20 protein-coding genes and 1 riboswitch are annotated in these 26872 nt (G+C 70.6%); of the genes, 10 read left to right on the forward strand and 10 right to left on the reverse strand.

What is annotated here, in order from left to right:
- Window positions 1-84 precede the first annotated feature (84 nt).
- Complete coding sequence (locus AB0D04_RS35465) at window positions 85-1227, forward strand: PP2C family protein-serine/threonine phosphatase (RefSeq protein ID WP_362711531.1); 1143 nt, start codon at window positions 85-87, stop codon at window positions 1225-1227.
- A 3-nt stretch (window positions 1228-1230) separates the two neighbouring features.
- Here the strand turns inward: AB0D04_RS35465 and AB0D04_RS35470 are convergent, their stop codons facing one another.
- On the reverse strand, window positions 1231-2391 hold the full coding sequence (locus AB0D04_RS35470; RefSeq protein WP_362711514.1) for a DUF2332 domain-containing protein: 1161 nt from the start codon (window positions 2389-2391) through the stop codon (window positions 1231-1233).
- 371 nt (window positions 2392-2762) lie between these two features.
- Window positions 2763-2910, forward strand: a riboswitch (cyclic di-AMP (ydaO/yuaA leader).
- 11 nt (window positions 2911-2921) lie between these two features.
- Between AB0D04_RS35470 and AB0D04_RS35475 the strand changes: the two genes are divergently transcribed.
- Both AB0D04_RS35475 and AB0D04_RS35480 read left to right on the forward strand, forming a co-directional pair.
- Complete coding sequence (locus tag AB0D04_RS35475) at window positions 2922-4100, forward strand: M23 family metallopeptidase (RefSeq protein ID WP_362711515.1); 1179 nt, start codon at window positions 2922-2924, stop codon at window positions 4098-4100.
- A gap of 123 nt (window positions 4101-4223) precedes the next feature.
- On the forward strand, window positions 4224-5201 hold the full coding sequence (locus AB0D04_RS35480; RefSeq protein ID WP_362711516.1) for an aldo/keto reductase: 978 nt from the start codon (window positions 4224-4226) through the stop codon (window positions 5199-5201).
- Between the two features lie 82 nt (window positions 5202-5283).
- On the opposite strand, the gene AB0D04_RS35485 is transcribed toward AB0D04_RS35480, so the two are convergent.
- Together AB0D04_RS35485 and AB0D04_RS35490 are read right to left on the reverse strand one after the other, a co-directional pair.
- Window positions 5284-5586, reverse strand: a complete 303-nt coding sequence (locus AB0D04_RS35485; RefSeq protein WP_362711517.1) for a hypothetical protein — start codon at window positions 5584-5586, stop codon at window positions 5284-5286.
- Between the two features lie 99 nt (window positions 5587-5685).
- A complete protein-coding gene (locus tag AB0D04_RS35490) occupies window positions 5686-6306 on the reverse strand; it encodes a hypothetical protein (RefSeq protein ID WP_362711518.1) in 621 nt (206 codons plus the stop codon).
- Between the two features lie 428 nt (window positions 6307-6734).
- On the opposite strand from AB0D04_RS35490, the gene AB0D04_RS35495 reads away from it, so the two are divergent.
- The 4 genes from AB0D04_RS35495 to dcm all read left to right on the forward strand — a co-directional run bounded on the left by AB0D04_RS35495 (window position 6735) and on the right by dcm (window position 12150).
- A complete protein-coding gene (locus AB0D04_RS35495) occupies window positions 6735-7418 on the forward strand; it encodes a hypothetical protein (protein WP_362711519.1) in 684 nt (227 codons plus the stop codon).
- A 21-nt stretch (window positions 7419-7439) separates the two neighbouring features.
- Window positions 7440-8849, forward strand: a complete 1410-nt coding sequence (locus AB0D04_RS35500; RefSeq protein ID WP_362711520.1) for a ParB N-terminal domain-containing protein — start codon at window positions 7440-7442, stop codon at window positions 8847-8849.
- Window positions 8849-10672, forward strand: a complete 1824-nt coding sequence (locus AB0D04_RS35505) for a DEAD/DEAH box helicase (RefSeq protein WP_362711521.1) — start codon at window positions 8849-8851, stop codon at window positions 10670-10672. Before AB0D04_RS35500 ends, AB0D04_RS35505 begins: the two co-directional genes overlap by 1 nt.
- 191 nt (window positions 10673-10863) lie before the next feature.
- Window positions 10864-12150 (forward strand): DNA (cytosine-5-)-methyltransferase, encoded by a 1287-nt coding sequence (gene dcm / locus AB0D04_RS35510; RefSeq protein WP_362711522.1) that lies wholly within the window; start codon window positions 10864-10866, stop codon window positions 12148-12150.
- Here dcm and AB0D04_RS35515 read toward each other — a convergent pair.
- The 5 genes from AB0D04_RS35515 to AB0D04_RS35535 form a co-directional block, all read right to left on the reverse strand.
- The gene (locus tag AB0D04_RS35515; RefSeq protein WP_362711523.1) at window positions 12094-12549 is read right to left on the reverse strand and encodes a very short patch repair endonuclease; all 456 of its coding nucleotides are present in this window, start codon (window positions 12547-12549) and stop codon (window positions 12094-12096) included. The two genes, dcm and AB0D04_RS35515, sit on opposite strands and share 57 nt — an antisense overlap.
- A 143-nt stretch (window positions 12550-12692) precedes the next feature.
- Window positions 12693-13991 carry a PrsW family intramembrane metalloprotease gene (locus tag AB0D04_RS35520; RefSeq protein ID WP_362711524.1) on the reverse strand — a complete coding sequence of 433 codons (1299 nt, stop codon included), beginning with the start codon at window positions 13989-13991 and terminating at the stop codon, window positions 12693-12695.
- A 128-nt stretch (window positions 13992-14119) separates the two neighbouring features.
- The gene (trmB, locus tag AB0D04_RS35525) at window positions 14120-14902 is read right to left on the reverse strand and encodes a tRNA (guanosine(46)-N7)-methyltransferase TrmB (RefSeq protein WP_362711532.1); all 783 of its coding nucleotides are present in this window, start codon (window positions 14900-14902) and stop codon (window positions 14120-14122) included.
- A 350-nt stretch (window positions 14903-15252) separates the two neighbouring features.
- A complete protein-coding gene (gene lhgO / locus AB0D04_RS35530) occupies window positions 15253-16464 on the reverse strand; it encodes an L-2-hydroxyglutarate oxidase (RefSeq protein WP_362711525.1) in 1212 nt (403 codons plus the stop codon).
- A gap of 240 nt (window positions 16465-16704) precedes the next feature.
- Window positions 16705-18153: an MFS transporter gene (locus AB0D04_RS35535; protein WP_362711526.1), complete on the reverse strand. Its 1449-nt coding sequence runs from the start codon at window positions 18151-18153 to the stop codon at window positions 16705-16707.
- 666 nt (window positions 18154-18819) lie between these two features.
- Between AB0D04_RS35535 and AB0D04_RS35540 the strand changes: the two genes are divergently transcribed.
- The gene (locus AB0D04_RS35540) at window positions 18820-20898 is read left to right on the forward strand and encodes an asparagine synthase-related protein (RefSeq protein ID WP_362711527.1); all 2079 of its coding nucleotides are present in this window, start codon (window positions 18820-18822) and stop codon (window positions 20896-20898) included.
- Between the two features lie 102 nt (window positions 20899-21000).
- On the opposite strand, the gene AB0D04_RS35545 is transcribed toward AB0D04_RS35540, so the two are convergent.
- Both AB0D04_RS35545 and AB0D04_RS35550 read right to left on the reverse strand, forming a co-directional pair.
- Entirely contained in the window at window positions 21001-22992 is a 1992-nt protein-coding gene (locus tag AB0D04_RS35545) for a sigma-70 family RNA polymerase sigma factor (RefSeq protein WP_362711528.1), read from the reverse strand.
- A gap of 243 nt (window positions 22993-23235) precedes the next feature.
- Window positions 23236-24060 carry a helix-turn-helix domain-containing protein gene (locus tag AB0D04_RS35550; protein WP_362711529.1) on the reverse strand — a complete coding sequence of 275 codons (825 nt, stop codon included), beginning with the start codon at window positions 24058-24060 and terminating at the stop codon, window positions 23236-23238.
- 376 nt (window positions 24061-24436) lie between these two features.
- On the opposite strand from AB0D04_RS35550, the gene AB0D04_RS35555 reads away from it, so the two are divergent.
- Together AB0D04_RS35555 and AB0D04_RS35560 are read left to right on the forward strand one after the other, a co-directional pair.
- The gene (locus tag AB0D04_RS35555; protein ID WP_362711533.1) at window positions 24437-25816 is read left to right on the forward strand and encodes an NAD(P)/FAD-dependent oxidoreductase; all 1380 of its coding nucleotides are present in this window, start codon (window positions 24437-24439) and stop codon (window positions 25814-25816) included.
- A gap of 321 nt (window positions 25817-26137) precedes the next feature.
- Window positions 26138-26872, forward strand: a 735-nt coding sequence (locus AB0D04_RS35560; protein ID WP_362711530.1) for a PAS domain-containing protein, incomplete at its 3' end; no start/stop codon positions are given.

The following is a 26872-nucleotide window of genomic DNA, read 5'->3' on the forward strand; positions in this document are numbered from 1 at the left end:
GACCGGCCCCGTACCCGAAACCCTTGGGAGGTCGGAGGCCTTGGCGGTGGCGAAAGCCTTGGCAGTGGGAAGAGGCCGGTGCGGATGCTTCGAGGTGGCGGGAGCCGTACGGGCGGGCGGGAGGAGCGGGAGGCGCGCCGCGCCCGGTTGTCGCCGCTCGCCCGTCGTGCGGCCCGCTGGCTCCCGGCTCTCCTGATAGTCGGCGGCCTCGCCTTCGACGTGGCCACGCCGCCCCAGTACACCGCCGCGCCGTTCTTCTCCGCCGCCCCCCTGGTGGCCGCGCCCCTCTACTCGCTGGGCGGCACGGCCGTCACGGCCGCCGCCGCCCTGCTGGGCGAGTTCGTCGTCGCCGCGTACCACAGCACACAGAACAACACCCAGTCGGTCACTGAGGGCCTGACCGTCCTGGTGGTCGCCTTCCTGGCGCTCGGCATCAACCGGGTCGTACGGCTGAGCGACGCCCGGCTCGCCTCCGTACGGGATGTCGCGGAGGCCGCCCAGCGCGCCCTGCTGCCCACCCCGCCCGGCCGGATCGGCGGGCTCGCGGTCGCCGCGCGCTATGTGGCCGCGCAGGCCGACGCCCGGATCGGCGGCGATCTCTACGCCGTACAGGACACCCCGCACGGCGTACGGCTGATCGTCGGCGATGTCCGGGGCAAGGGGCTGGAGGCGGTGGAGGCCGCGGTGATCGTCATCGGCGCGTTCCGGGAGGCGGCCGAACAGGAGGCCACCCTGGAGGCGGTGGCGGGCCGCCTGGAGCGGGCGCTGCAACGGGAGGGCGGGCGGCGCGAGGGGCTGGACCAGGTCGAGGGGTTCACCACCGCCGTCCTGGCGGAGATCCCCTCCGGCGCGCACTCCGTACTGCGCATCCTCAACCGCGGCCACCCGGCCCCGCTGCTGCTCGCCACCGACGGCGGCCTGTGCGAACTGCATCCCGCCTCGGCCGCGCTGCCAGTGGGAATGAGCGAGGTCGCGGGGTGGCCGGACCGGGTGGACGAGACGTTCTTCCCGGCCGGGGCGATGCTGCTGCTGTTCACGGACGGGGTGACCGAGGCCAGGGACCGGTACGGCCGCTTCTACGACGCGCCGGACCGGCTGCGCGGCCGCCACTTCCCCGGACCGGACGCCCTCCTGGACATCCTGGCCCAGGACGTGGCCCGGCATACAGGCGGGTCGCAGGCGGACGACATGGCGCTGCTGGCGGTGCAGCGGCCGCTGGGGGAGTAGGCCTCAGCCGGCGGGCGCGGCCGTCGCGTCCTCCGGGAGCCAGTGGAGGCTCCGGCCGTCCGGGCCGGTGAGGGCGACCGGGCGCCCGTCCAGCGCGAGGGTCAGCGGCTGGGCGTCCTCGGGGCGCAGGGCCCGGTGTGCCGGGGCGGTGATCCACGGCAGGACGGTGTGGTGCTCGTGGGAGATCCAGTGGCCGGGGCCGCTCCGCTCGGCGAGCAGGGACCGTACGAGACCGGCGAACTCCTCGCGGCGGGCGAGTGGGAGGCAGGCCAGCGCGGCCGTGTGGAAGACGACCAGCGTCGCCTCGGGCGGGGCCTCGGCGGCCAGCGCGGGCAGCTCGTCGAGCAGGTCGCCGGGCACGATCCGGGGGCGGGGCGCGGTCCGTACGGCGTCGATGGCGGCCTCGAGGCGGGCGGCGCGCGCGTCGTCGCCGGGCCAGAGGAGGGCCTGGAGCCAGCGGAGGTCATCGCGTTCGGCGACTGGGTCGAGCGGGTCGAGGCCGATACCGGCGCGCCAGACGATGTCGGGGAGGCGGGCGGGGGGCTCCGGTACGGGGCCGGGGCCGGCGGCGCTCGTACGGCAGGTGAAGGTCAACGGGCTTCCGGGCGCTCCGAAGTCCGTCCCGATGTCCGTCCCGAGCTCCGTCCCGATGTCTGTCCCGAGCTCCGTCCCCGGGGCCGTATCGCTTTGCCCGTTTGGGTACCGGTACCGGTACCGCTCCGGCTGAAGGCACAGTCCCGCCGACGCGCCCACCTCCAGCAGCGCGAGCGGCTGTGGCAGACGGGCGAGCAGCGGCAGCAGTGTGGCGCAGTGGGCCGGTTCGTCCGTCCGGTCGGTGCGCCGCATGATCACCGTGCGGACCTCGTCCCAGTGCCGGATGGTCCACTCGCGCCAGCGTCCGTACGCCGCCTCGTCGCGCGGCCCGTGCTCGGCGTGCGGGCCGTCGAGATGGCGGACGGCGGCCAGGAGGAGGCCCGGCTGCTGCTTGTCCCCGGCCGGCAGTGATCCCGACAACAGATCGCAGAACTCCTCGTCGTGGCTGATCCGGACGGTCAACTCCGCGTGGGCGTCGGACCGTCCCCGCGCCTGCTGCCAGGAGAACTCCCGGTACCGATCCGCAACTGTCTGCGCGCTGTTGACGACGTTGACCACGTTGACGACCATGATCCGACGTTACTGCTCTCACGCTGCGTAATGGCCAGGCACCCCTCCGCATAACAACTGGCACACAATCGCCGAGAGATCGTTTGGCGACGGGTGGGCAACTCGCCCGCTTTATGCCCCTGGTGGGGGAAAAAGTCCACGCCATGGCTCGTGCGGAGCGCATACAGATTCCCGGGAAGGCTTGGAAAACACCGGCGATCTCTATTACTGTCCGATAACGGAGCGCGGTCGTCCCAGCCGTCGCAAGAGGCGGCACCGCGCGCCGACGCCGAATCCCGCACGCGCACGCCCTGCACGTCAGCCACTTCATTACGGCACGCAGCAATACCCGTACCAGCCGAGCGGATCCGCTCCGCGCGAACCGTACGAAGTGCCTGCACGCACCGCAGGAACTGCACCGAGGGAACCGGGGAACCACCACCTTGGGGTGAATCGGGCACCTCCCATCAGAGGCGCCCGTAGGAGACCTTCCTGCTCCGAACCCGTCAGCTAACCCGGTAGGCGTGAAGGAGGGAAAGGAGTGCGCCCCCGTGGCGTCCAATAGGCCTGCCCCCGAGGCACCGTCAGCCGCCGACCTCGATGACCGGGGTCCGTTCGACGGCCGAGGCCGTTTCGACGGTCCCGGTGTCGTCTACCAGGGCGGCGTCCGCGACCGCGAGCGCGACGGTGCGCGCGACGGCGACGGACCGTGGGAAGAGTGGAACCCCACCGAGGAGTCCGTCCGGTCCGTCCGCGGCAAGCACCGGGTGGCCAAGCAGCGCGGCGGCGGACTCGCCCGCAGCGGTACGGTCCTGGGCGTCGGCGTCATCGCGGCGGTCGGCGCGAGCGGCATGGCGACCGCCGAGGACCGGCCGCCCGTCCCGATCTCGATGCCCGACATCGGCGGCATGGCCGACGACATCTCCGACAAGCTGCCGGACGCCAAGTCCCTCCCCGGGATAGGCGGCCTCATATCCGACGCCGGTTCCGATTCCGGCTCCGGTACGGACTCCTCGTCCAGCTCGTCCTCCCCCGGCCCCCTCTCCCAGGCGGGCCTTACCCAGAGCGAGGCGGCCCAGGGGGCGGATGCCGGCGAGGCGCTGCGCAACCGCATCCTCCAGCAGGCCGACGCGCAGCAGGACGCGGCCGAGCAGGAGGCGCGCGACGCCGCCGAATCCGCCGCCATCGATCAGGCCGCGAAGGACGCCGCAGCGCACCAGGAGGCGGCCCAGAAGGCCGCGGCCGCCAAGAAGGCGGCGGAGCGGGAGGCCCAGCGCAAGGCGGCGGAGGCGGCCCGCAAGAAGGCGGAGGCCGAACGCCTCGCCGAACTGGCCAAGAGCTTCATCACCCCGGTCGCCTCCTACACCCTCACCGCCAGCTTCGGCCAGGCCGGCGACCGCTGGGCCGCGGACCACACCGGACAGGACTTCGCCGCACCGACCGGTACTCCCGTCAAGGCAGTTCACTCCGGCACCATCACCCAGGCGGGCTGGGCCGGCTCGTACGGCTACCGCATCGTCCTCACCCTCGACGACGGCACCGAGCTCTGGTTCTGCCATCTGTCCTCCATGGTGAAGACCTCCGGCAAGGTCAACACCGGCGACGTGATCGCCCGCGTAGGCGCCACCGGCAATGTCACGGGCCCCCATCTCCACCTGGAGGTCCGCCCCGGTGCCGGCGACCCGATAGACCCGATGCCGTGGCTGCGTGACCATGGGCTGAACGTCTGACGCGCCGGGGGAGGGGACACGTCCTGCCGGCGCACCCCCAGGAAGATCCTGGGCACATCTCCGGGCACATCTCCGGGCACATCTCCGGGAATAACTCCCCTCCCCCCAACGCTGAAACCACGCATGACCGCGACACACACCTCCCACGCCTCCCCCGCTTCGCGCGCCTCCCGCACCTCCCTCGGCTCGCTCTCCGTCTCCCCCCTCTCCCTCGGCGGCAATGTCTTCGGCTGGTCGGCGGACGAGGCGGAATCCTTCGCCGTACTCGACGCGTACGTGGCCGGCGGCGGCAACTTCATCGACACCGCGGACGTCTACTCGGCCTGGGTCCCCGGCAACGAGGGCGGCGAGTCCGAAACCGTCATCGGCAACTGGCTGGCGTCCCGCGGCAATCGCTCCGATGTCGTCATCGCCACCAAGGTGGGTGCCCACCCCGCCTACAAGGGCCTCTCCGCCGCCACCATCAAGTCCGCGGTCGACGCATCCCTCACCCGCCTGCGCACCGACTACATCGACCTCTACTACACCCACTTCGACGACGAGTCCGTCGAGGTCGCGGAATTCCTCACCGCCCTCAACGACCTCGTCCAGGCCGGCAAGGTCCGCGAGATCGGCGCCTCGAACATCTCCGCGCGGCGCCTGGAGGAGTCCCTGGCCTTCTCCGACCGCGAGGGCCTGGCCCGTTACGTGGCCCTCCAGCCCCACTACAACCTGGTCTCCCGCGACACCTACGAGGGCGAACTCGCCGACGTGGCCGCCCGCAACGGCGTGGCCGCGGTCCCGTACTACGCGCTCGCCTCGGGCTTCCTGACCGGCAAGTACCGCCCCGACACCGCCGTCGACAGCGTCCGCTCCGAGAGCGCCGCTCGTCACCTGTCAACGGACCGCGGCATCCGCGTTCTCCAGGCCCTCGACACCGTCGCCGCCGCCCACGAAGCCGAAGCCGCCACCGTGGCCCTGGCCTGGCTCGCCGCCCGGCCCACGGTCGCCGCCCCCATAGCCAGCGCCCGCACCGTGGCCCAACTCCCGGCCCTCCTGGCCCTCGCCGACGTCACGCTCACGGAGGTCGAACTGAACCTGCTGAACGAGGCGTCGGCGTAAACGGCCTGACCTTCTCGACCTTGACGCGTATACCGGGCCGACGGCACCTCGGACCGCCGACCCCGTACACGCCTCGGCCTGCCTACCCCCGACGGTCCACCGCCACCCACGACGCCACGGCAACCCCGCCCGCCACCGCAAACACCGCGGGCCAGGCCCCGATCTTCTTGGCAAGCGGATGGGAGCCGGCGAATGCAGCCACATAAGTGCCAGTCAATGCGGCAGCCGTTGCCGTCCCGGCTTTCTGCTGCCACCCCGTGGCTGCTACGGCTCCAGCGGCTGCGAGGGCTACGCCGCCAAGAGGGCGCCGCTTAGTCCAGCGGGCCACTCCGTATCCCCCCACCAGGCCGCTTACTGCCACAACTGTCGCTGGAACGCTAGCCATCGCCATAACCTCCCTATCTGGGACAACGGGGTCCGATCTTACGTGCGAGACGCCCTCGGCTCGCGAAGAGCCAGCGGGCGCCGGCCCGGGCTGCCGCAGCTAACTAGTTGCGGTATGAAGAACCGCTTCCGCGTCGGCTGGGAGACCATGCTGCAGGAGGCTGCGGGCGAAACCCATAACCGCATGAGCAGGCAGGTCACGTGCGTACCCCTTGAGCAGTGTCTCGGCGACGCCGTTCACCTCCGCACTGCGCAGTACGACCACTACAGCGGCCGTCTCAACGGGCGACAGCACCGCTTGAGCGTTTTGGAGTGCCGCCGCCACTTCGTGGTGCTTCTGTTCGCTTGCCAGTGCCTTCACGTGCTCCGCCACGGCTTGGGCGGCCTGGAGGTCTTTCCATTCATCTTGCCGGTCCTGCCGGTAGCGGGGGACCGGCAGGGGAGCCCCCTGCCTGCGTGGCGCCGACGAATAGTCGTGGGAGCCGGCCTTGAAACCGGCCCGACGAGTCACATCACGGCATGCGGCAAGAGCACGTTCGAGATGCCACCTCCGGCTCTTGGACGTCAGTAATTCCGCGTCACTGCGACAGAGCTCCTTGATGAGCTTGTTGCAACCGGAGCAGTCGGTTGGCTTCTTTGCCAACCTTTGCAGCGCGAGCAGATCGTCGAGTGCGTGGGGGTGCTCCCCGCCGTGACCACCACGCTGCGCCTTCTCATGCAACCAGCAGATGAACCACCCCGGGGCTATCACCTGGCCGCTGAAGTAGCGGGAGACGGCGGTTGTGCTCAGTGGACGTTCGCGGTTGCAATCTAGGCTGGCTTGATCGGCGACCGCCGCTAACGTCTCCGTCCCTGGAGCCAGGAGCAAGCGCAGGGACCGGAGGGCTTCCGCCAGCCGCCGGTTCCCCTCTGCCAGACCCGGGTCAATAGGGGCCAGTTGACGTCCCTGCCGTGCCATCCACCCTGCCTTCGCCGTCGCAACAGTGCTGGCAAGGCTAAGCGCCTTTGTTGCGTTTGTCCGGGCAACGTCGGCTGCTGCTCGCAATGTTCGCCCGGAGCCGCTGACATAGATGGCACCACAGCGGCTGTTACGGGTTCTCCGCGGCCAGTCGGGTGGACCTTGATGTCGGCAGAAGGGTGGGGGCCATCATGGATGCGCCGTCCTGGCAGGACACGCAACACGGCGGGAAGATCCGCGTTGCCCGGTGGCTGGTGGAAGTGGTCGGCGAGGGAAACCAGTTCACGAAGGCCGCGATGCGTGAGGCCTTTCCCGGTATCGCACAGATTGACCGTCGTATGCGCGACTTGCGTGATGTTGGCTGGGTCATCCTCACCAGCCGCGAGGACCCGGGCCTCAACAGCAATGAGCATCGCTTCATGAAGCAGGGGGAGCCGGTCTGGGTGCCGGGCAAAGGGAAGGCCAAGCCGAACAGCAGTCTGACCGCTACCCAGCGGAGCGATGTCATGAAGTCAGACGACTACTTGTGCCGCAGTTGCGGAGTGGGGGCTGGCGAGCGCTACGGCGACAGTCCGGGGACCGCGCAGCTCGACATTGCGCGGCGTCAGGTGAAGCTCGCCGACGGCGCAACGAATACGCAGCTGGTCACCGAGTGTAACCGTTGTCGGGTGGGAAACCGCGGCGGAGAAGCCGATCTGACGGTCCTGTTGAAGCGTGTGGACACGCTCGGGCTTGTCGAGCGCAAGGTCTTGGCGCAGTGGCTGGAGGCAGATCAGCGCACGTATAGCGTCCTTGAGAAGCTCTGGGGAATGTACCGGACGCTGCCGGCGGAGGCGCGTGAGGTCGTCAAGCAGGCAATTCGAGGCGAGAGCTAGCAAAGGGGACGGGGTTACATCATGCAGCAATTCCCGCCGCCGCCGAGGGCGGCCGAGTTCAGCGAGCTGATCAAGAAGCGTGTTGAGGAGGTGAAGAGTTCCGGGGGCACACGCGAGACCGTAACGGTGGACTGGAACGGGCAGCCGCTGAACGTTGAGGTCATCGATCTGCCTCTCTCGGGTCTCTACTACAACCCGGCAACCCATCGCATTCGCGCACAGCGGACTCATGACGCACAGAAGGACAGGGCGCTTGAGTCCGACCCTTGGGGGCACAAGGGCCAGGAGTATCTGGAGTCTCTGCTCCAGAACGAGCCGGCCGACCCTACTCGGCGCGACCCTGCCTTTGAAAAGCTGAAGAAGAGCCTGGAAGAATACGGGCAGACCGACCCGGGATTGATTACTCACCACGGCATCCTGGTCAACGGAAACACCCGTGCAGCGGCGCTCAAGGGACTGGGCGCGGCTTCGATGCGCGTCGGTGTCCTGCCCGAGTCATTCACCTGGGCTGACATCAATGCCGTGGAATTGTCGTTGCAGCTCCGCAAGGACCACCGTCGCGACTACTCGTACATCAACCGGCTGCTTGCCATGGAAGAGCAGGCAAGCCTCGGGCGTACTCCGGATGTCATCGCCAAGGCGTTCCGGATCCAGGTGAAGACGTACGACCAGGAAAGGTGGATTCTGCGGGTCGTACGCGATCAGATCGAACGCAGCCAGAATGGGAATGCTGCCCTGCGCCTGGTCGACTTCGAGGATCACCAGGAGAAGTTGAAGGAGCTGCACCGCGACTACAGCAAGCTCGCTGCTGCCGACCCGGACCGGGCGGAGATTCTCAAGGAGACCCGCATGGCAGCGATCACCCTGGGGTTTTCGAAGACGGACGTCCGGCACATTGAAGAGGGCTTCCAGGAGAAGTACTTGTCCAGCGTCCTGCCGGCCGGACTGATCACAGAGTCGGAACAGGAACAGAGCATCGCTGTGCCTGGACTGGGGATTTCGGTCCCGGGGACATCGTCCAAGGTGTCCACCGCGCGTGAGCTCAACCGGCAGGTGCTTCAGGCAAAAGCGCGTGTCGCCGCACGGGATTCGAGTGCGGAAGAGAAGAGCGGAGCGCAGTCTCTGCAGGATGATCTGCACAAGGCGTTCGACAAGGCTATCGACAGGGCGGGCCGCGATGCGCGACTGCGTAAGCGGAAGCAGATCGCGCCGGAGCGCCTAATGGATGCCTGTGCGGCAATCGAGCTGTGCGTCGATGAGCTGGTGAAGGCGCGGGCTTCGCACAGCCTCGACGAAGCAGCCTTTGATGAGGCCGCGCTCAAACTGAGGGAGAGCTTCCGGCAGCTGGCACACCAGGCCGGCAGAGGGTCGCAGGAACCCGGTGTAGGTGTCAGGTGGCTGGTCAGCGCCGCACACGTGGTAGTGGACTGATGCCAGAGGCGGGCAGTGGTATCACGCTGCAGCTTGGGTTCGACACGTCACACACGAAGGTTGTCCTGAGAACGACGGAGGAGTACCGCCCGGAACTTGTCCAGCTGTCGGCCCGTTTTCGTACGGGCGGACAGCTGGGCCCCCTCGCTGTGATCGTCGAAATCGACGATCTCCTCTCAAACCTTAATGCAGTCAGCAGCTGGTCCGACCCCAAGGGAGTCGAATGGGCTGCTGAACTCAGGCACCTCGTCGTATCCAGTGTTCAAGACTCGGAAACGGTTCGGAAGGAGCTGGAGGCGCCGGACGCCTCGGCGCGGCTGGCTACCAGTGACGTTGTGGGCGTGCTGGGCGGCAACTGGACTGCTCCGCTTACGGATTTCCAGAAACGTGATATCGCCAAGCTGCTGTCGCTCCGGCACGGCGCGAACTTCAGTGTTCCGGGTGCTGGCAAGACCCGCGTCGGGCTTGCTGTCTACGCCGCAATGAAGGCGAAGGCAGAGGTGAACCGACTGATGGTGGTCAGTCCGAAATCAGCCTATGAGTCATGGCTGTATGAGAGCGGCGCCTGTTTCAGTAACCGGCCGCGGCCCATGCTCCTCGAATCGGCCCGCGATCAGTGGGCCGAGCTCTTGATCGTGAACTATGAACGACTAGACCGCTCGCTGTCGTTCCTTGCAGCCTGGCTGCAGGAAGAGCCTTCCATGATTATTTTGGATGAGGCGCACCGTATGAAGCTCGGCACGCGGGGGACGTACGGTGCTGCCTGTATGACTCTGGGGCCGCTCGCCAGGCGGCGGTTGATCCTTACAGGGACTCCGGCGCCCAATGGTGCGAAGGATCTGGAGAACCTCCTGGGTTTCGTCTGGCCAGGCTACGGGCAGCGGTCGGTGGCCCAGGCGGTGGCAGATGGCGACCTGGCGCAGGCGAGTTCCGCACTTCGTCCGCTTTTCACACGGACGACCAAACGTGAGCTTGAACTTCCGCCGCTTGAGCCGAAGTTGGTGCCAGTGCGCATGCCTGCGCTGCACATGGAGATCTATGGCGCGCTCGTGGGCGACATGTCGGCGCGAGCCGAAGCCTCCGCCGACGACTTCGCCGCGCTCGGCAAATCTGCCCTGCGGCTCTTGATGGCGGCGACGAACCCCTCGCTGCTCCTTGAGGGGAGCACCAAACATGAACCGGTCGAGTACCGCCTCCCCCCTCTGGAGATCCCGCAGGGCGACTCGCTTTATGAGCTGCTGAGGGACCTGCCTAGCTACGAACTGTCTCCCAAGTACGCGGAAGCCGCGAAGATCGTGGCAGCGAACGCCGAGGAAGGGCGCAAGACGCTTGTCTGGACGACGTTCGTACGCAGCCTGACGTCGTTGGCCAAGCTGCTGGAGAACTTCGGTCCGGCGGTGGTACACGGAGGGACGGCAGACAGGGAGGAGCAGCTCCGCCGTTTCCGCGAAGACCCTGACTGCATGGTGCTGGTGTCTAACCCGGCCACCCTCGGCGAGGGGATCAGCCTGCATCAGGTGTGCCACGACGCGGTGTACGTGGACAGAGACTTCATGGCAGGTCGGTACCTGCAGAGCCTCGACCGTATCCACCGGCTCGGGCTTGACCCTGATGTAGAGACACGGGTGACGGTTCTCGCTGCGGAGGAGACGATCGATGGGGTAGTGGCCGCTCGGCTGCAGCAGAAGCTGGACTTCATGGCCAGGGTGCTGGACGACCCCTCTGTCCAGCAGCTCGCCGATCTGCAAGAGGCGCCCGCAACGGCGGGCGGCCTGGACCCGCAGGACATGCGCGCAATGCTGAGGCACATCGGCAGGGGGTAAGGCCATATGCCGAGGCGGGAGGCTGCTCCGAGGCCGGGACGCCCCCTGCCCGGAGCGGCCTTCACGGCTGCTGGGAAACTTCTGGTGCTGTGAACGGCAGACCAACGGGCAGCAGCGTTTTGTGAGCGGCAGCCGGGAACTCTGCGACACTTGAGAATCTGCTTTGAGCCACACCAGGAGGATCCACGCCCATGGGCGCGAGCGGCCGTGACGAGAGCGATTCGCTGACCTCGATTGAGATCTGCGCAGGAGCAGGTGGGCAGGCGCTCGGCTTGCACGGAGCGGGATTCCGGCACCTTGCCCTCGTCGAAATTGACAAAAATGCGCATGCGACGCTGAAAACGAACATTGCCAGCCATAACGACTGGGGTGCCTGTGAAGCGTTGAACGAGGATCTTGTCTCCGAGTTCAAGGCCCGACGTGAGATGGAGGCGCTTGGCGGGAAGGCGCTCAATGAGGGAGATCTTGACCTCCTGGCCGGAGGAGTTCCTTGTCCCCCCTTCTCTGTGGCGGGAAAGCAGCTTGGGGCCGCCGACGAGCGGGACTTGTTCCCGCGCATGATCGAGTTGATCGATGACCTGAAGCCCAGGGCCGTGATGATCGAAAATGTGCGCGGCATCATGGATGCCAAATTCGATGAATACTGCAATTCGATCATTAAGGATATCGAGAGGATGGGCTACTGGTTCTGTGGCTGGCATCTTCTTGAGGCGCGCAATTACGGAGTCCCTCAATTGCGGCCCCGGTCGATCTTTGTCGCGATCCGGGAATCCGAGAGGGTGAGGGCCGGGCTCGGGGTTGATGAATTTCCGTGGCCGGTGGGTGTAACGGGTCATAAAAAGAACGTTTTTGAAGCGCTAGATAAAACAATGGAACGCCGACGGGATCGCCTCATCGAGGAATTCCCTGAGCATGTCGCGCGCATCAAGGACGCTTACGAAACCTGGCACGGCAAGGCCGGTAAATCGGGTTCGGTAGCGCCTACTCTCGTTGGTGGATCTAAGAAGCATGGTGGTGCCGACCTGGGGCCTAGCAGGGCCAAGGCTGCCTGGGGCGCCCTCGGAGTCAGCGCCGTCGGTGTTGCCGATGACATTGACGAGGTGAAGATCATTAGCGAGGAAAAGCACCTCGACCGTGAGTTTCTTCGTCCAACGGGGCCGATGCTGACTGTTCAGCAGGCGGCGCTTATTCAGAGTTTTCCGCCGGGCTGGAAGTTTCAGGGTGGCAAGACTGCCCAGTACCGCCAGGTTGGTAATGCCTTCCCGCCGCCGGTAGCTGAAGCGGTGGGGCGCGCAATTGCCTCTGTGCTTCAGCCTGAGCGCGGTGAGAAATTGCTTGAAGGTCTGGCGATTGAGTATCTGGGAGCCAGGCGGGGGAAGCGGGCATTTCGCCAAGCCGACATCGCCGAGATGATCGATCTGTCACCTGCCGCCGAGGCGGCGATGGATAACCGTAGCGGCGATCTTATCGGCGCATAGCTCTGCTGGCTCGTGTTCCCAGAAGCGGAGTACGAGCCAGCCTGCGTCGATGAGCTGCTGATCGGTATCACGGTCACGGGTGACATTTTTTGTCACCTTTTCTGACCAGTATCCCGAATTTGTCCTGGGCGCAACATAGTGCTCTGGGCAGCCGTGCCAGTAACAGCCGTCAATGAAAACTGCCACTTTCGCCGGCCGGAAGACCATGTCGGCGGTCCGCCTGAGGTCGGGAATCGGACGGGCGGATACGCGATAGCGCAGCCCTTGGGCATGGACCAGGCGGCGGATCCGTTGCTCGGGCTTCGTGTCCCGGCTCCGGATCGCCTGCATGTTCCGGCGGCGGGCAGCCGACGAGGCCCAGGAGCCGGCTGGTGCTGTCCAGTCGCTTTCGTCAGGCACACATCCGAGCGTAGCGCTGCGCGCGGACCATCGCCGACGCCCCCGCGATCGGCGCTCCTGGCACCCGGATCGGCCCCCTTCAACACCGGCCGTGAAGGAGAGCGCAGGAAGCGGCTGCAGCCTTCGCTGCCGGTCGTACGGCCTCACGGGTGGCGCTGTAGTCCGGCAGCCCGATGCGTCGTAACCAACGCCTGTGCCAACGCCCCCTGCACCCACGGCTGGTAGTGCCAGAGATGCCACAGCAGCTCCTGCTCCCGGGCACTGAAGTCGGGTGTGGGGCCCATGAGATGGGCCCGGCGCCGATGGAAGGACAGAGCCGTGGCAAGGGTCGTGTATTCGGTGACGGCGCGGGCGGCGGTGGGGCCCTGGGTGCGGCGGGCTATGTCGCGGGCCAGGGTGCGGGTTTTGCGGGAGGCGAGGGCGGTGGGTTCGGCGGGGGCCAGCCAGCCGGTGGCTGTGTAGGGGGCGAGGTAGCTGTGGAGGGAGAGGAGTTCCTGGTGGCGGGACCAGATCGCCAGCCAGGTGAGGGCGATGAAGACGGGGACCATGAAGAGGCCGTAGACGGTGAGGAAGCGGAGGTCGCCGAGGGAGGTGGCGCCGTTCCAGATGGCGTGGAGGAGGACGGCGGTCAGCAGGCCCAGGAGGGCGATCGCGGCGCGCGCGGCGCGGCGGTGGTGGTGGCGGGTGGCCGCTATCCCGAACGCGAGGCCGGTGAGCATGGTGAAGAGGGGGTGGGCGAAGGGGGAGATGATGACGCGGATGAAGAAGGTGCCTGCGGTGAGGGAGTGCAGGCCGGAGTGGCCCATGGACTGGTCCTCGCCGAAGGCGCTGCCCAGATAGAGGACGTTCTCGGTGAAGGCGAAGCCGGTGGCGCTGAGGCCGGCGATGACGAGGCCGTCCGTGATGCCGTCGAAGTCGCGTCGGCGGAAGCGGTAGAGCAGGAGGACGGCGGCCGCCTTGACCGATTCCTCGACGATCGGGGCGATCACGGTTGCGCCCCAGACCTGGGCGTCCGACGGGGACGCGCCGATGACGTTGGTGGCCAGCCAGTCGGTGGCAAAGCCGTTGGCGAGGATCGCGACCAGGGTGGCCGCGCACGCCCCCCAGGCGAAGGCGAAGGCGAGATTGCGCCACGGCTCGGGCTCTATGTGATCCAGCCAGCAGAACGCCGCGATCAGCGGTGGTACGGGGAAGACGGCGAGGCCGAGGCCGACGAGAAAGCCCTCGGTGCCGGTCTGGTGGCGGACGATGGCGAGGATGATCACGCCGCAGAGCGCCAGCAGCGAGACCAGGATGAGCGCGCGGACGGTCTTGCTGCGCCAAGGGGCAGGCCGGCGGCGCGGGGGGAGGTAGGCGGTGGGGTGCGGGCCGTGGGTGTACGGGTGCGGAGGGGGCGCGTACGCCGGGCGGGGCGGCTGCGGGAGCGGCTGTGACGGGTACACCTGTCGACCCTAACGAGACGAGCCGGGGAGGCGTACGGGGGTCGGGAGCGGCGGTGGCGAGGGGGCCGGTGAGCCGTACGAGGGCCGTCGTCAGCTGCTCCGACGCCCGTCCTCGCCGCTCCCCGCCGCTACCCGCGCCGCCGGAACATCAGGTCATGGACGACATGGCCCTTGTGCAGTCCCTGGGTCTCGAACTTGGTGAGCGGGCGGAAGTCGGGCCGGGGCGCGTACGACGGGTGGAGGTTCTCCAGGGTCGGCTCGGCGGAGAGGACCTCGAGCATCTGCTCGGCGTACGGCTCCCAGTCGGTGGCGCAGTGCACCAGGGCGCCGGGGGCGAGCCGGGTGGACGCCAGCGCGACGAACTCCGGCTGGATCAGGCGGCGCTTGTGGTGGCGCTTTTTCGGCCAGGGGTCGGGGAAGAAGACGCGCAGGCCGGCGAGGGAGACGGGGGCGAGCATCTCGCGGAGGAGGATGATCGCGTCGCCGTTGGCCACCCGGATGTTGGACAGGCCGTTCCGCTCCGCGAGACCGAGCAGATTGCCCTGGCCGGGAGTGTGCACGTCACAGCCGAGGATGCCGGTGTCCGGGTCGGCGGCGGCCATCTGGGCCGTGGCCTCGCCCATGCCGAAGCCGATCTCCAGGACGACGGGCCGGCCGTCGAAGAATTCGTCCAGATCGATACGGGAGAGACCGTCGATGTCCCGGCCCCACTTCGGCCACAGGCGGCGCAGGGCATCGGCCTGTGAGGGCGAGACGCGGCTGCGGCGGGGCTGGAAGGAGCGGATCCGGCGCTCGTGATGCGAGCCCGCGGGGTCGGCGGCGGGGCCGGTCCCGTCGGGGAACATCGGCTCGCCACGCCGTGGCACGGCCGCCGACGCGGCGGTGGCGCCGAGGCGGCGGGCTTCCTGCAGGGTGGGGCTCTCCGGCGTGTGCGGGGCCTGCACGCCGGCTTCCGGGCCCTCGGCCTCGGGGGCGTCGGCCTTGGTCACGTCGGGTTCGGGGGTGGCGGGATTCTCGGACACAGTGTGTTGATTCTACGGATGGTGGGGGAGGGGCGGGGAGCGGCGGCCCACGGTGGCGGAAACGGCGAGGGCGGCGCGGTCGGGCACGGCCGGGCGGCAGGACGCCGGCGGGCCCGGCGCCCCGGAGGCCGATGGCCGCCCGATAGCCCGTCCCGTAGGGCCACGGTGCCCCGGGGCGCCGATCACGCCGGGCCCGCGTCGGGGCCCACGCTGGGGCCATGCCCCGACCTCACCCCACCTCAATCCCCCACGACCCCCAGCACCCTCCGCGCCACCTCCCGCCCAATGGGCAGCGACGCCGTAGCGGCGGGCGACGGGGCGTTCAGGACGTGGACCATCCCCGGCGACTCCGCGAAGAGGAAGTCGTCGACGAGGGTGCCGTCGGGGAGGACGGCCTGGGCGCGGACGCCGGCCGGGGCCGGGACGAGGTCTTCCTCGCGGGTGGCCGGGAGGAGGCGGCGGACCGCTTCGGTGAAGGCGTGGCGGGAGAGGGAGCGGTGGAGTTCGCCGGTGCCGTAGCGCCAGTGGCGGCGCGCTATGCGCCAGGAGCCGGGGTAGGCGAGGGTGCCGGCGAGGTCGGTGGGTCGGACGGTGCGCCAGTTGTAGCCCTCGCGGGCGAGGGCGGGGACGGCGTTCGGGCCGATGTGGACGGCGCCGTCGATGCCACGGGTGAGATGGACGCCGAGGAACGGGAAGGCCGGGTCGGGGACGGGGTAGACCAGGCCGCGGACCAGGGCGGCGCGGTCGGGGGTGAGGGTGAAGTACTCGCCGCGGAACGGGACGATCCGCATGCCGGGGGCGTCGCCGGCCAGCCGGGCGATCCGGTCGCAGTGCAGGCCGGCGCAGTTGACCAGGGCGCGGGCCCGGTAGACCGTGTCGTCTGCCGTACGGACCGCCACCCGGCCGGGGCGGCGCCCGATGGTCGTCACCTCCGCGCCGTACACGATCCGGGCGCCGGCATCGGTGGCGAGCGCGGCGTACTGGCGGGCGACCGCGGCGAAGTCGCAGACGCCGGTCGTGCCGACATGGATGGCGGCCAGGCCACGCACCTCGGGTTCGTACTCGGCTATCTGGGCGGGGCCCAGCTCGCGCACCGGCAGGCCGTGTTCGCGGCCGCGCTGGATCAGGCCGTGCAGCCGCGGCAGCTCGCCGCGGTCGGTGGCCACGATCAGCTTGCCGGTGACCTCGTGCGGGATGTCGTACTCGGCGCAGAACTTGACCAGCTCCGCCGAGCCCTGGAGGGCGAAGCGGGCCTTGAGGGAGCCGGGCGGGTAGTAGATGCCGCTGTGGATCACTCCACTGTTGCGGCCGGTCTGATGGCGGGCCGGTCCCGGCTCCTTCTCCAACACCACGACGCGCGTGCCCGGCGCGGCACGCGTGATCGCATACGCCGTAGAGAGCCCGACGATGCCGGCACCGATCACCAGCACATCGCAGTCGTACGCCGCCACTGCACCTCCCCAACCAGATCACCGCAGGTCCGCCCCTGGCCGGGGACCCGCGCGTCATCGCCGACGACGTACTCCATCATGACGGCCACCACTGACAATGCGGCAGGGACGAGCCGTGGCGGGAACGAGCCCCCGTGGCGGGAACGAGCTGCCCCTGGCGGGAACAAGCCGTGGCGCCCCGCCCGGCCCGTGCCGCGAAAGCCCGGCCCCGAAGCTCCACCCCGAAGCCCCGCCCGTCCCCTATGCCGGCGCCGCCAACAACGGCCGTGCCCGCTCGCGCAGCTCCACCACCCGCGGCTCGTCGCCGTACGGCTCCAGCCGGTGCAGCAGATCGCGGACGTACTCCGTCGTACGGGCCGACGAGATCCGCCCGGCGACCTCGACCGCGCGGGTGCCCGCCGCGCAGGCGGCGTCCAGGTTGCCCGACTCCAGTTCGGCCACCGCGGAAACCACCAGGCGCAGCCCGTGGGAGCGGACGAATTCCTCCGTGGGGCGGGACAGCGCCTGCTCCGTGAAGCGGCGAACCTGGCGCGGCAGGCGCAGATCGCGGTAGCACTCGGCGGCGTCGGCGGCGAAGCGCTCGTACGAGTAGAAGTCCAGCCAGGAGGGGTCCGGGTCGCCGCTGCGGGAGCGCTCCAGCCAGCCCTCGGAGGCCTTCAGCGCCACCTCGCAGGCGCGTGCCTCGCCCGCCTTGGCCTGCGCCCGCGCCTCCACCAGGCGGAAGAAGCTCATGGTGCGGGCGGTGGCCAGGCCGCGGTTGCGCTCCAGGGCCGCCTGGGCGAGGTCGACACCCTCATCGGCGAAGCCGCGGTAGGTCGCCTGGAGGGACATCGAGGCCAGGACGTATCCGCCAAGGGGGACGTCGGCGGCGGCGCGGGCCAGCCGCAGCGCCTGGATGTAGTACCGCTGCGCGGCCTCCTGCTGGCCCGTGTCGAAGGCCATCCACCCTGCGAGCCGGGTGAGTTCGGAGGTCGCGCCGAAGAGCGCCCGGCCGACCTCGTCGCTGTACGAGGCGAGAAGCAATGGCGCCGCGTCCACCCGCAGGCATTCCGGCACCATCGACGAACGCCAGTCCCCACCGCCGTACTTGGAGTCCCAGCGGCGCGCGTCCTCCGCCGCCTCGCGCAGCTTGCTGACGTCGCTGTGGCCGACGTGCTGCGGGATCCCGGCGTCACCGGCCGCCGCGGCATCCTTGTCGCGCGCCTCGGCCGCCTCCCGCGCCACCGAGCTGTCCGCCGGGGATATCAGCCAGCGCGAGGCCGGCGTCGCATACGCGCTGACGGCGAACGATCCGGCCAGGCTCTGCCAGATGCCGCCACCGCCCGCCCGCCGTCCGGCCAGATCAAGTCGGTAGAGCTCGGTCGCGGACCGCACCGCTGCGCCCACATCGCGGGGAAATGCCAGGCCCACCTCGGGCGTCGGGTCCGCGTCCGCCAGCCCGATCTCGTGCAGCGGCACCGGCCGGCCGAGTTTGCTGCCGATCGCGGACGCGATCAGATGGGGCGCGGCGCCCTGCGGCACCATGCCCTTGGACACCCAGCGGGCGACCGACGTCTTGTCATAACGAAGCGTCAGTCCGCGCTGTGCCCCGAGGTCATTGACCCGGCGCGCCAGTCCGGCATTGCTGATACCCGCGAGGGCGAGTACGGTGCCGAGCTTTTCGTTCGGCCCGCGTATATCCCTGGACATGCGCACCCCTCGACACAGCGACAGCCTCCCCGGTACCCCGGGGCATGCGTCCACCCAGAGTAGTTCGCCGGATCCCGACCGTTAAGAGCCGGTGTGCCGGATGGCGGGATTCGTGTTCAAACAGGGGTGCGGGAATTGGCATGTGCTCCGGGTACGTGTGCCCGTGCGCCTGTCCGTGCGCGCTGGCCGCCCTCTGCCGGGAGCGCTTCCATAGGTGCTGCGTGGGTTGGCCCGCTGCACTGGATCCAGTGGGCTGGGGGACACCGCCACCTCATTCCCCGCGGGTGGCGGTCCGGTCCGGGAGGCGAAGCCCGCTTCCCGGACCGTCGCGCAGGCCGGCCGGCGCCGGTCTCGGCACCGGTTGACGCGACGCCCGAACGCGTCAACTGGACGGCAGCATACGGACTTTGGCCGAAAATCGACGGGTGATGATTTCGCGCCGCGGCACACTCGAGGCCGCCCCGGGGGCCACACGGGGGGCCACCCGGGGCCGACGCACCACCCGCCCGCGTCGCGAAACCCCCGCACACGGCCCCGCTCCGACCCCTCCCGCGCGCCACTGTCATGGCAGCATGGTCCGCGCAACACCATGGCGACAGCTTGGCAATCCGTTGTGCGGGGCGGCCGTTGGCCCCTCGGCGGACGGGGAATCGGGTGGAGGCGGCGATGCGCTGGTTGGTGGGGTGGAGCAGTACCGCCACGGGGCCGGCCGCCGGCGGAACGGGACCGACCGTCCTCCCCGTGGGCGCCCAACTCCTGTGGGGCGACCCGGATCCGCTGTGGGCCGTCGGTGACTGGCGGCCCGACGAGGTCCGCGTCGTCCAGGCCGACCCCACCACCCGGCTCGCCGTCTTCGGCATCTGCGGCGCCACCAACGACCAGCTGCGGGTCGGGCTGTTCGCGGCACGCGGGGGCGCACTGCGGCATCTCACCGCCTGGCCCGGCAGCTACACCGCCGTCGTCCAGGTAGGGCGGCGGATCACCGTCACCGGCGACCTGGCCGGCGCCCGCCCCGTCTTCCACACCCCCTGGGCCGGCGGCACCGCCTACGCCACCGCCGCCCTCCCGCTCGCCGACCTCATAGAGGCAAGCCTCGACGTCGGCCACCTCGCCGCGCTGCTGGCCTGCCCGGACGCCCCCGAGGCGCTCGGCGCCGGCACCCCGTACGAAGGTGTCCGCCGCATCCCGCCCGGCCACGCCCTGGTGCTGCGCGGCGGCGCCCGTGACATCACCTCGTACGAGCCGACCGCTTCACTCGCCGTCGCCGCGCCCCAAATCGCCCCGGAACAGGCCGTGGACGGGGTGCGCGACGCGCTGATCGAGGCGGTACGGGCCCGGCTGGCCGGACCGCGGCACGCCCCCGACCCGGACGGCCTGGAGGGCCTCGACCCCGGCCCGGTGCCCGGCATGGGACCGGCCGAGCGGCGGGCCGCCCGCGGCGCACCGGCCCCCGGCATCGGCGCCGACCTCTCCGGCGGCAGCGCCTCGGGAACCCTCGCCCTGCTCGCCGCCGGCCTGCCCGGCCAGCCCGGCACGCTCAACGGCCACGGCGAACGGCTGCTCGCCGTCACCTTCAACGACCTTGCCACCAGCGCCGGTCGGGCCCACCGCGAGGCCGAGCTGGAACGCGCCCGCAGCATCGCCGACAACCCCCGTCTGCGCCATGTCGTCGTCGCGTCGGGCGAGGAGGCCCTCCCGTACACCGACCTCGACTCCGGCCCGCTCACCGACGAGCCCGGCCCCTCCCTCACCGCCGCCGCCCGGCACCGCCGACGGCTGCTCGCGGGCAGCGCCGACCACTTCGTCGGACACGGCGCCCGCCAGGTCCTCGACGCCCACCCGGCCCGGCTCGCCGACCTTCTCATGGACCGCCGGCGGCGCCATCTCCTGCGCCCGGTGACCGCACTGGCCAAGGCCGACGGCCCCTCCGCGCAGTCCGTCCTCGTCCCCTTCACCGTCTACCGCGCCGCCCGCAAGCTCGCCCGTACGCCCTACGGAGAGGGCGTCGCCGATACGGCCCGGCGCCTCATGGAGCGGGAGTTCGCCGACGAACCGGTGGCCGGCGGCGCGGTCGACGCCTCGCTGGCCGCCCTCGCCTGGTGCCGCCCCGGGCCCGCCGCGCGCTGGCTCACCGGCGAGGCGCTGGCCCAGGTGTCGGTCCGCCTCGGCGACGCGGCGACCCGCGCGCCCGCCATCGGCCGCCCCGGCGAACGGCGCGCCCGCGCGGCACTCGCCCGCCAGGCCGCCGATTACCGCGTCTTCGAGCAGGCCGCCGAGGTCCGCAACCAGCGGCTGCACGCCCCCTTTCTCGACAACCAGGTCGTGCTCGCCTGCCGCGCCCTGCCGGACACCCTGCGGGTGCAGCCGGATGCGCGGGCGGCGGTGCTGCGCTCGGTGCTCTCCGGCGCCGGCGTGCGGGACCTGCCGCCCGGGTGGGGCGCCACCTCGCGCCTGACCCATGCGGCCGCGGTACGGGCCGGGCTGCGCACCGCCGTCGGCGAACTGGTCGCGCTCTTCGACGCGCCGCTGCTCGCCGATGCGGGGCTGGTGGAGGCGCGGGTGGTGCGCAAGGCGCTGCGGGCGGCGGCCGAAGGTGAGCCGCTGCCGCTGGACGGGCTCGCCGAGCTGGTCTCCACGGAGCTGTGGCTGCGGCGGCTGCTGGCGCGGCGGGGCACGTGCTGGACGGGCGCGGCGGCACGGCAGCGGGCACTCGCCGGGGGTGTGGTGCCGCGCGCGAGGCTGTGAGCGGGGCCGTCGAGCCCTGCCGGTCGTGGTTTCACGTGAAACGTCCGCGGCGCAGTCAGCGCCCCTGGGCGATGCCCCGGTGAGGCGGGCGTCCGCGCCCCGTCACCGACAACTGATCTGCGACCGCGCCCAGTCCGCCAGCGCCACCACATCTCCGGGCGACCGAGGCTCGACGACCAGCCGCAGCGTCTTCCGCCCCGCCAGCGGGACATGCACCGGCACCGCAGGATCCCCGCCGCGCACCACGCCGGACTGCCACAGCCGAGCCCCGTCCGCGTAGACGGAGAACCGCACCGCACCCAGCCCCAGGCTCAGATCGTCGACACCCGCGACCGCGTCGTACGCGGTGCACTGCCGGTTGAGGTCGATCAGCACCGAGGACGGCCCGTGCACGCTCACCCCGTGCGGATACGCCGTGCCGTCGATGCGCTGCCGCTGCCGCTGCCACACCGGGCCGCTCGCGAACGCCCGCACCTCCGGTTCGGTGCCGTCGCCGATGACGTCGTACGACAGCGAGTTGAGGCGGTACGGGGTGGTCGGGGCGGGCGGCGTGGGCTGGGGCAGCGGCGGCGTCGGGGTGGGCGTAGGAGTGAGCGTCGGCGTCGGCTGCGGAGGCTTCGGAGGGGGGGTGGGGGGCGGCGTCGGCGTGGGGGTCGCAGGAGGCGTGGGCGTGGGCTGCCGCGACGGCGTGTGCCCGGCCGCCGGCGGGACCGGCGTCGGCGAGGGCTTCGGCGGCTTGGGGGACGGCGTGTGCGGTGCGGAGGGCGCCGGCCGGTGCGGCTCGGCCTGCGGTTGCGCCGACGGCTTCGGGGAGCCCGTCAGTGCCAGCGCGAGCGCCGCGCCCGCCACCACCGTCACCCCGATCCCGATACCGACCTTGACCGGCGCGCCCAGCCCCTCGCTCAAGGCCGCGCCCCCGGCCGTACCGGAAGCCGCACCGGACCCGGCCCCACCAGCGGCCGCGGCCGCCCCGGCCCCCGCCGCCGCACCCGCTCCCGCGACGCCCACCACCGCGGCCGCCGCCTTGACGGCGTACCCCGCGGCGAACCACCCGATGACCGCGACCGGCAGCACCGCCCCGATCCGCTCATTGACGTCCGCGACCTCCAGCGCCGCCGTACGGCACCGGGAGCACTCGTCCAGATGCTTGCGCAGCCCCCGCTCCGCCCGCATCCGCAGCCCGCCCCGCGCATACGCGCCGAGCCGGTCGGCGTACCGGGAGCAGTCGCCGCCGGCGGTCAGCGACTGGCTCACATGCGCCTGCAGATACGCCTGCCTGAGGCCCTCGCGGGCCCGGTGCGCCAGTACGGCGGTGGCGTTCGCGGTCAGCCCGAGCAGCGGCGCGACCTCGCTCGGCGACTCGTCCTCGATCGTGGTGTGCCACAGCACCGTCTGATAGCGCTCCGGCAGACTGCGGAACGCCTGCACCGCCATCGACTGCTCGGCCTCGTGCATGGCCCGCACGTCCGCGCCCAGGTCCAGGCCGCTCCCCAAAGACCCCGTGTCGTCCATCGACGACCCGGCCGCGGACACCGCGAACACCGCGAAATCCTCGACCAGTTGCTCCCGTCGCTGGGTCTTCGCCCAGGCCGCGGCCACCCGCCGGACGGTCGTCAGCAGATAGGCGCGGACCGCGGAATCCGGCCCCGCCCCGCCGCGCACCGCCTGCAGCGTGCGCGCGAAGACCTCGCCGGTCAGATCCTCCGCGGTGTGTGTGTCCCGGCAGCAGCTGCGCGCATAGCGCCGTACGGCCGCGGCGTGCCGGCGGTACATCTCCTCGTACGCGGCGTCGTCACCGGCCCGCATATCGGCGATCAACTGCTCGTCGGAAGGCGGAAGCCCGACGCCCTCGCCGGAATCCGGATCGGCTGCGGAGCCGCCCGTCGGCCCCCGCCCGCCGGAGCGGCGGCGCTGCGCCGGCACCGCGCCGCCCTCAGGGAACTCCGGACCGCCGTCGGCCCGGTCATGCCGCTCATCCGCCCGGCCCGCCGGAGGAGTCGCCCCCAGGGGCCCGGTCTGCCCGGGGACGTGGGGCGAGGCCGACCCGTTCCGCGCCTGGCCGTCGCGCCGCTCGTCCCGCCCGTCAACACCCATCGCTGAGGCCCCCGAACACGCCGTCACACCGGAACACCGCGCAAGCGTGCCACACCGAGCGCCCGGGCCTCAGGGCCCCGACGGGCAACCACTCGTCCGAGGATCGTTCTTGTACGACCGCACGGGCGTTCACCCGTACGGGGCACCCGACACCGGAGCGTACGGACGACCCGGCACCGGCCGCCGGACCCGCCGGGCACCCCCACTGGCCGGGGTCGCCCGGACGGATCCGGTCGCCGGAGTTCACCCGACGGGGCGCGAGCGCAGCCCCTCCAGCAGGATCTCCAGCAGCCGCGCGGACGCGGCCTGCTGCTGGCCCGGATCGGGCAGCGACGGCGCGCCCGTGGCGATCACCAACAGGACGTCGGCAACGGTCACATCGGCCCGCAGCTCACCGGCCGCCCTGGCGCGCTCCACAAGCCGCCCGACGACCTCCAGCAGCGCCTGCGCACCGGCCGTCTCCTCGGAGCCGTCCGGCCCGCCCTCCGGGGCGTCCGTGGCCGCCGCCGGCTCACCGCGCTCGTCGTCCGGCGCGCCCCGCTGCTGCGGCACCCGCGCCTCGGCCGGATCGTCGGCCGGCCGCTCGGCGTCCGCGCTCACCCGCAGGATGCTCGGCGGCAGCAGCCGCCCGGCACCCGAGGCGACCGAGGTCCGCAGGAACCGGGAGAGCGCCGACCATGCGTCGTCCTCCTGGCCGAGCGCCGTCCGGGCCTGGTCCGTAAGCCGCGAGGTCTCCTCCTCGGCTATCCGCCGGACCAGGACGTCCTTGCTCGGGAACCGGCGGTAGACGGTGCCGACCCCGACGCGGGCCCGCCGCGCCACGTCCTCCATGGGCGCGCCGTACCCCAGCTCGCCGAACACCTCCCGTGCGGCCCGCAGGACATGCTCCAGATTGCGCTGTGCATCCACCCGCAACGGCGCACTCCGGCCGCCGGCACCCGGACCCGCACCGGCCTTGGCACCGTTTCCCCCGTTGCCGTTGCCGTTGTTGTGGCCAGTGGTCCCGCCGCCGTCGGACATGTCTGCCGTGGCGACGGCTGTCGGCCAATGAGAGCCCTGAATATGCATAGTGATTCCCCCGGTAATGACGTCTCCCCCCGGAGACTCCCCGCCCTGACCGTCGGGGTGTACCGACGAGAGGGTGCACCCCAACGAGATACGAACATAGTTGAGCCCGGGTCAAGAATGAAGGGGGTGTTCCGCACACTGCGCCCCCCGATCGGCCCAACGGACCGGATCCGCCCTTATTGCGCCCCTGCCCGCGCCCCGTCGACAGCCCCCTGACCTGCACACCTTGCCCCGCACCCGCGGAAGATGACCGTCCGCCCCGGCAAGCACCCTCGGTCATACATTTCGTCGAGCCTGTGGACAAAGCCGTTCCCGGGGTGCGTCATGGAACAGTGGTTTCCGGGTCGACCTCGCGAGGAGAGCCTCTGTGACGGCAGTGTCTTCCAACGAAGTGGCGCGCATTCTCGTGGTCGGCGGTGGCTATGTGGGGATGTACACCGCCCTTGGACTCCAGCGGAAACTGAAGCAGGAGCTGCGGCAGGGCACCGCCGAGATCATCGTGGTCGATCCCGAGCCCTATATGACCTACCAGCCGTTCCTGCCCGAGGCCGCGGCCGGCTCCATCTCCCCGCGCCATGTCGTCGTACCGCTGCGCCGGGTGCTGCCCCAGTGCCAGGTCGTCATCGGCGAGGTCACCGCCATCGACCACAGCGAACGCAAGGCCGTCATCACGACCCTGGCCGCCGAGGAAACCGGCGAGGGCGCCATCCAGGTGGCGTACGACGAACTGATCCTGGCGCCCGGCTCGATCTCCCGCACCCTCCCGGTCCCGGGCCTCGCCGACGTCGGCATCGGCTTCAAGACCGTCGAAGAGGCCATCGGCCTGCGCAATCACGTCCTCGCACAGCTCGACATCGCCTCCTCCACCCGCGACCCCGACGTCCGCGACGCGGCCCTGACCTTCGTCTTCGTCGGCGGCGGCTATGCAGGCGTGGAAGCGCTGGCCGAACTGGAGGACATGGCCCGCTACGCCGTGCGCTACTACCACAACATCAAGCCGGAGGACATGAAGTGGATCCTGGTGGAGGCGACCGACCGGATCCTGCCCGAGGTGGGCCCGGACATGGGCCGTTACGCCGTACGTGAGCTGCGCGCCCGCAATATCGACGTACGGCTGGAGACCCGCCTGGACTCCTGCGAGAAGCGCATCGCGGTCCTCAGTGACGGCTCCCGCTTCCCGACCCGGACCCTCGTGTGGACCGCCGGCGTCAAACCGCACCCCATCCTGGCCGCGACCAAGCTGCCGCTGAACTCCCGCGGCCGCCTCAAGTGCACCGCCGCGCTCCAGGTGGACGGCGTCGAACACGCCTGGTCGGCAGGTGACGCGGCCTCGGTCCCCGATCTGGCGGCCGACCCGCCCGCCACACCGGACGAGCCCCGCGCGACCTGTGCGCCCAACGCCCAGCACGCCGTGCGGCAGGCCAAGGTGCTCGCCGAGAATGTCGCGGCGACCGTACGCGGCGGCCCGATCGAGAACTATGAGCACAAATACGCCGGATCGGTGGCCTCGCTCGGCCTGCACAAGGGCGTCGCGCATGTCTACGGGCGCAAGCTCAAGGGCTACCCGGCGTGGTTCATGCACCGCGCCTACCACCTCAGCCGGGTGCCCACCTTCAACCGCAAGGCACGCATTCTGGCCGAATGGACCCTGGCGGGCCTGTTCAAACGCGAAATCGTCTCGCTCGGCTCGCTGGAAAACCCCCGCGCCGAGTTCGAACTCGCGGCGGGCACCGGCCGGCACAACGAAACCAGTTGACGGTCCGTCGGCCAAGGGATGTCACGCCATATCAGGCCGAGGGCGCCCGGACGGACCGGAGCGCGGAACTCCACGCCGAGCCCCGACGTCTGACGGATGTCAGTCCGGTCGGCCACACTGGACGTGTGACCATGGGTGGGCTCGTATCTGCAAAGAGTGACAATCACGAGGATTCTGGACGTTTGCTGCATTCCGCGAGAGGGCGCCGAGGGTGCCCCCAGCCGACACTCCACCGGCCAGTGGCCGGGCGGAGCCAACGGGAGCGCACCCATGCCGACGGCCCGATCCCGCGCGACGACGCGAAGTAAGAGGTACCCCTCCGTGATCTTCACGCGCTGGAGCGCCAAGCTCCCCGGCACACAGCGGCGCACCGCCGCGCGATCCGACCGCGCCACACCCCCCGCCGGATCCGCCGCACCGACGCCGCCCGCCGCGCCCCCGGGAGCGGGCGACACACCGAGCACCTCCGGTTCGGGAGCCGTCCCCGCCGCCCGCGCCGAGGCCGCCTCCCCCGAGACCCCGGTGGCCGCGCCGCCCACCGTCGACGCGCTGTCCGTGCACGACATCCTCGGCACCATCCCCGCCCTGGTGGCGGTCGTCTACGGCCCCGAGCACCGCATCGCCTACGTCAACGGCGCCTACGCCGGCGTCTTCGGCCCCCGCCCCGCCGGCCACACCGCCCGCGAAGCCCTCCCCGAACTCGCCGAACTGGGCCTGCTGCCGCTCATGGACCAGGTACTGCGCAGCGGCAAGCCCCGTACGGTCAAGTCGCGCCGCGTGCCGGGCGGCGCCAACCCGGAGCGCACCCGCGACGGCTACTACACCTTCACCTGCACCCCCATCGAGGTCGCCGCCAGCGGCCCGGCGCCCGACCCCGAGGTCGCCTGCATCGCCCCGCACAAGGGCGTCCTGGTCTTCGGCGCCGACGTCACCGACCAGATCGAGTCCGCCGAACGCCTCCGCGCCAGCGAGGCCCGCCAGCGCGAGGCCGCCGTCACCCTCCAGCGCTCTCTGCTGCCGCAGGAGCTGGAGCAGCCCGACGATCTCCGCGTGGCC

The sequence above is a fragment of the Streptomyces sp. NPDC048483 genome (genome assembly GCF_040651455.1).
Taxonomy (GTDB): Bacteria; Actinomycetota; Actinomycetes; order Streptomycetales; family Streptomycetaceae; genus Streptomyces.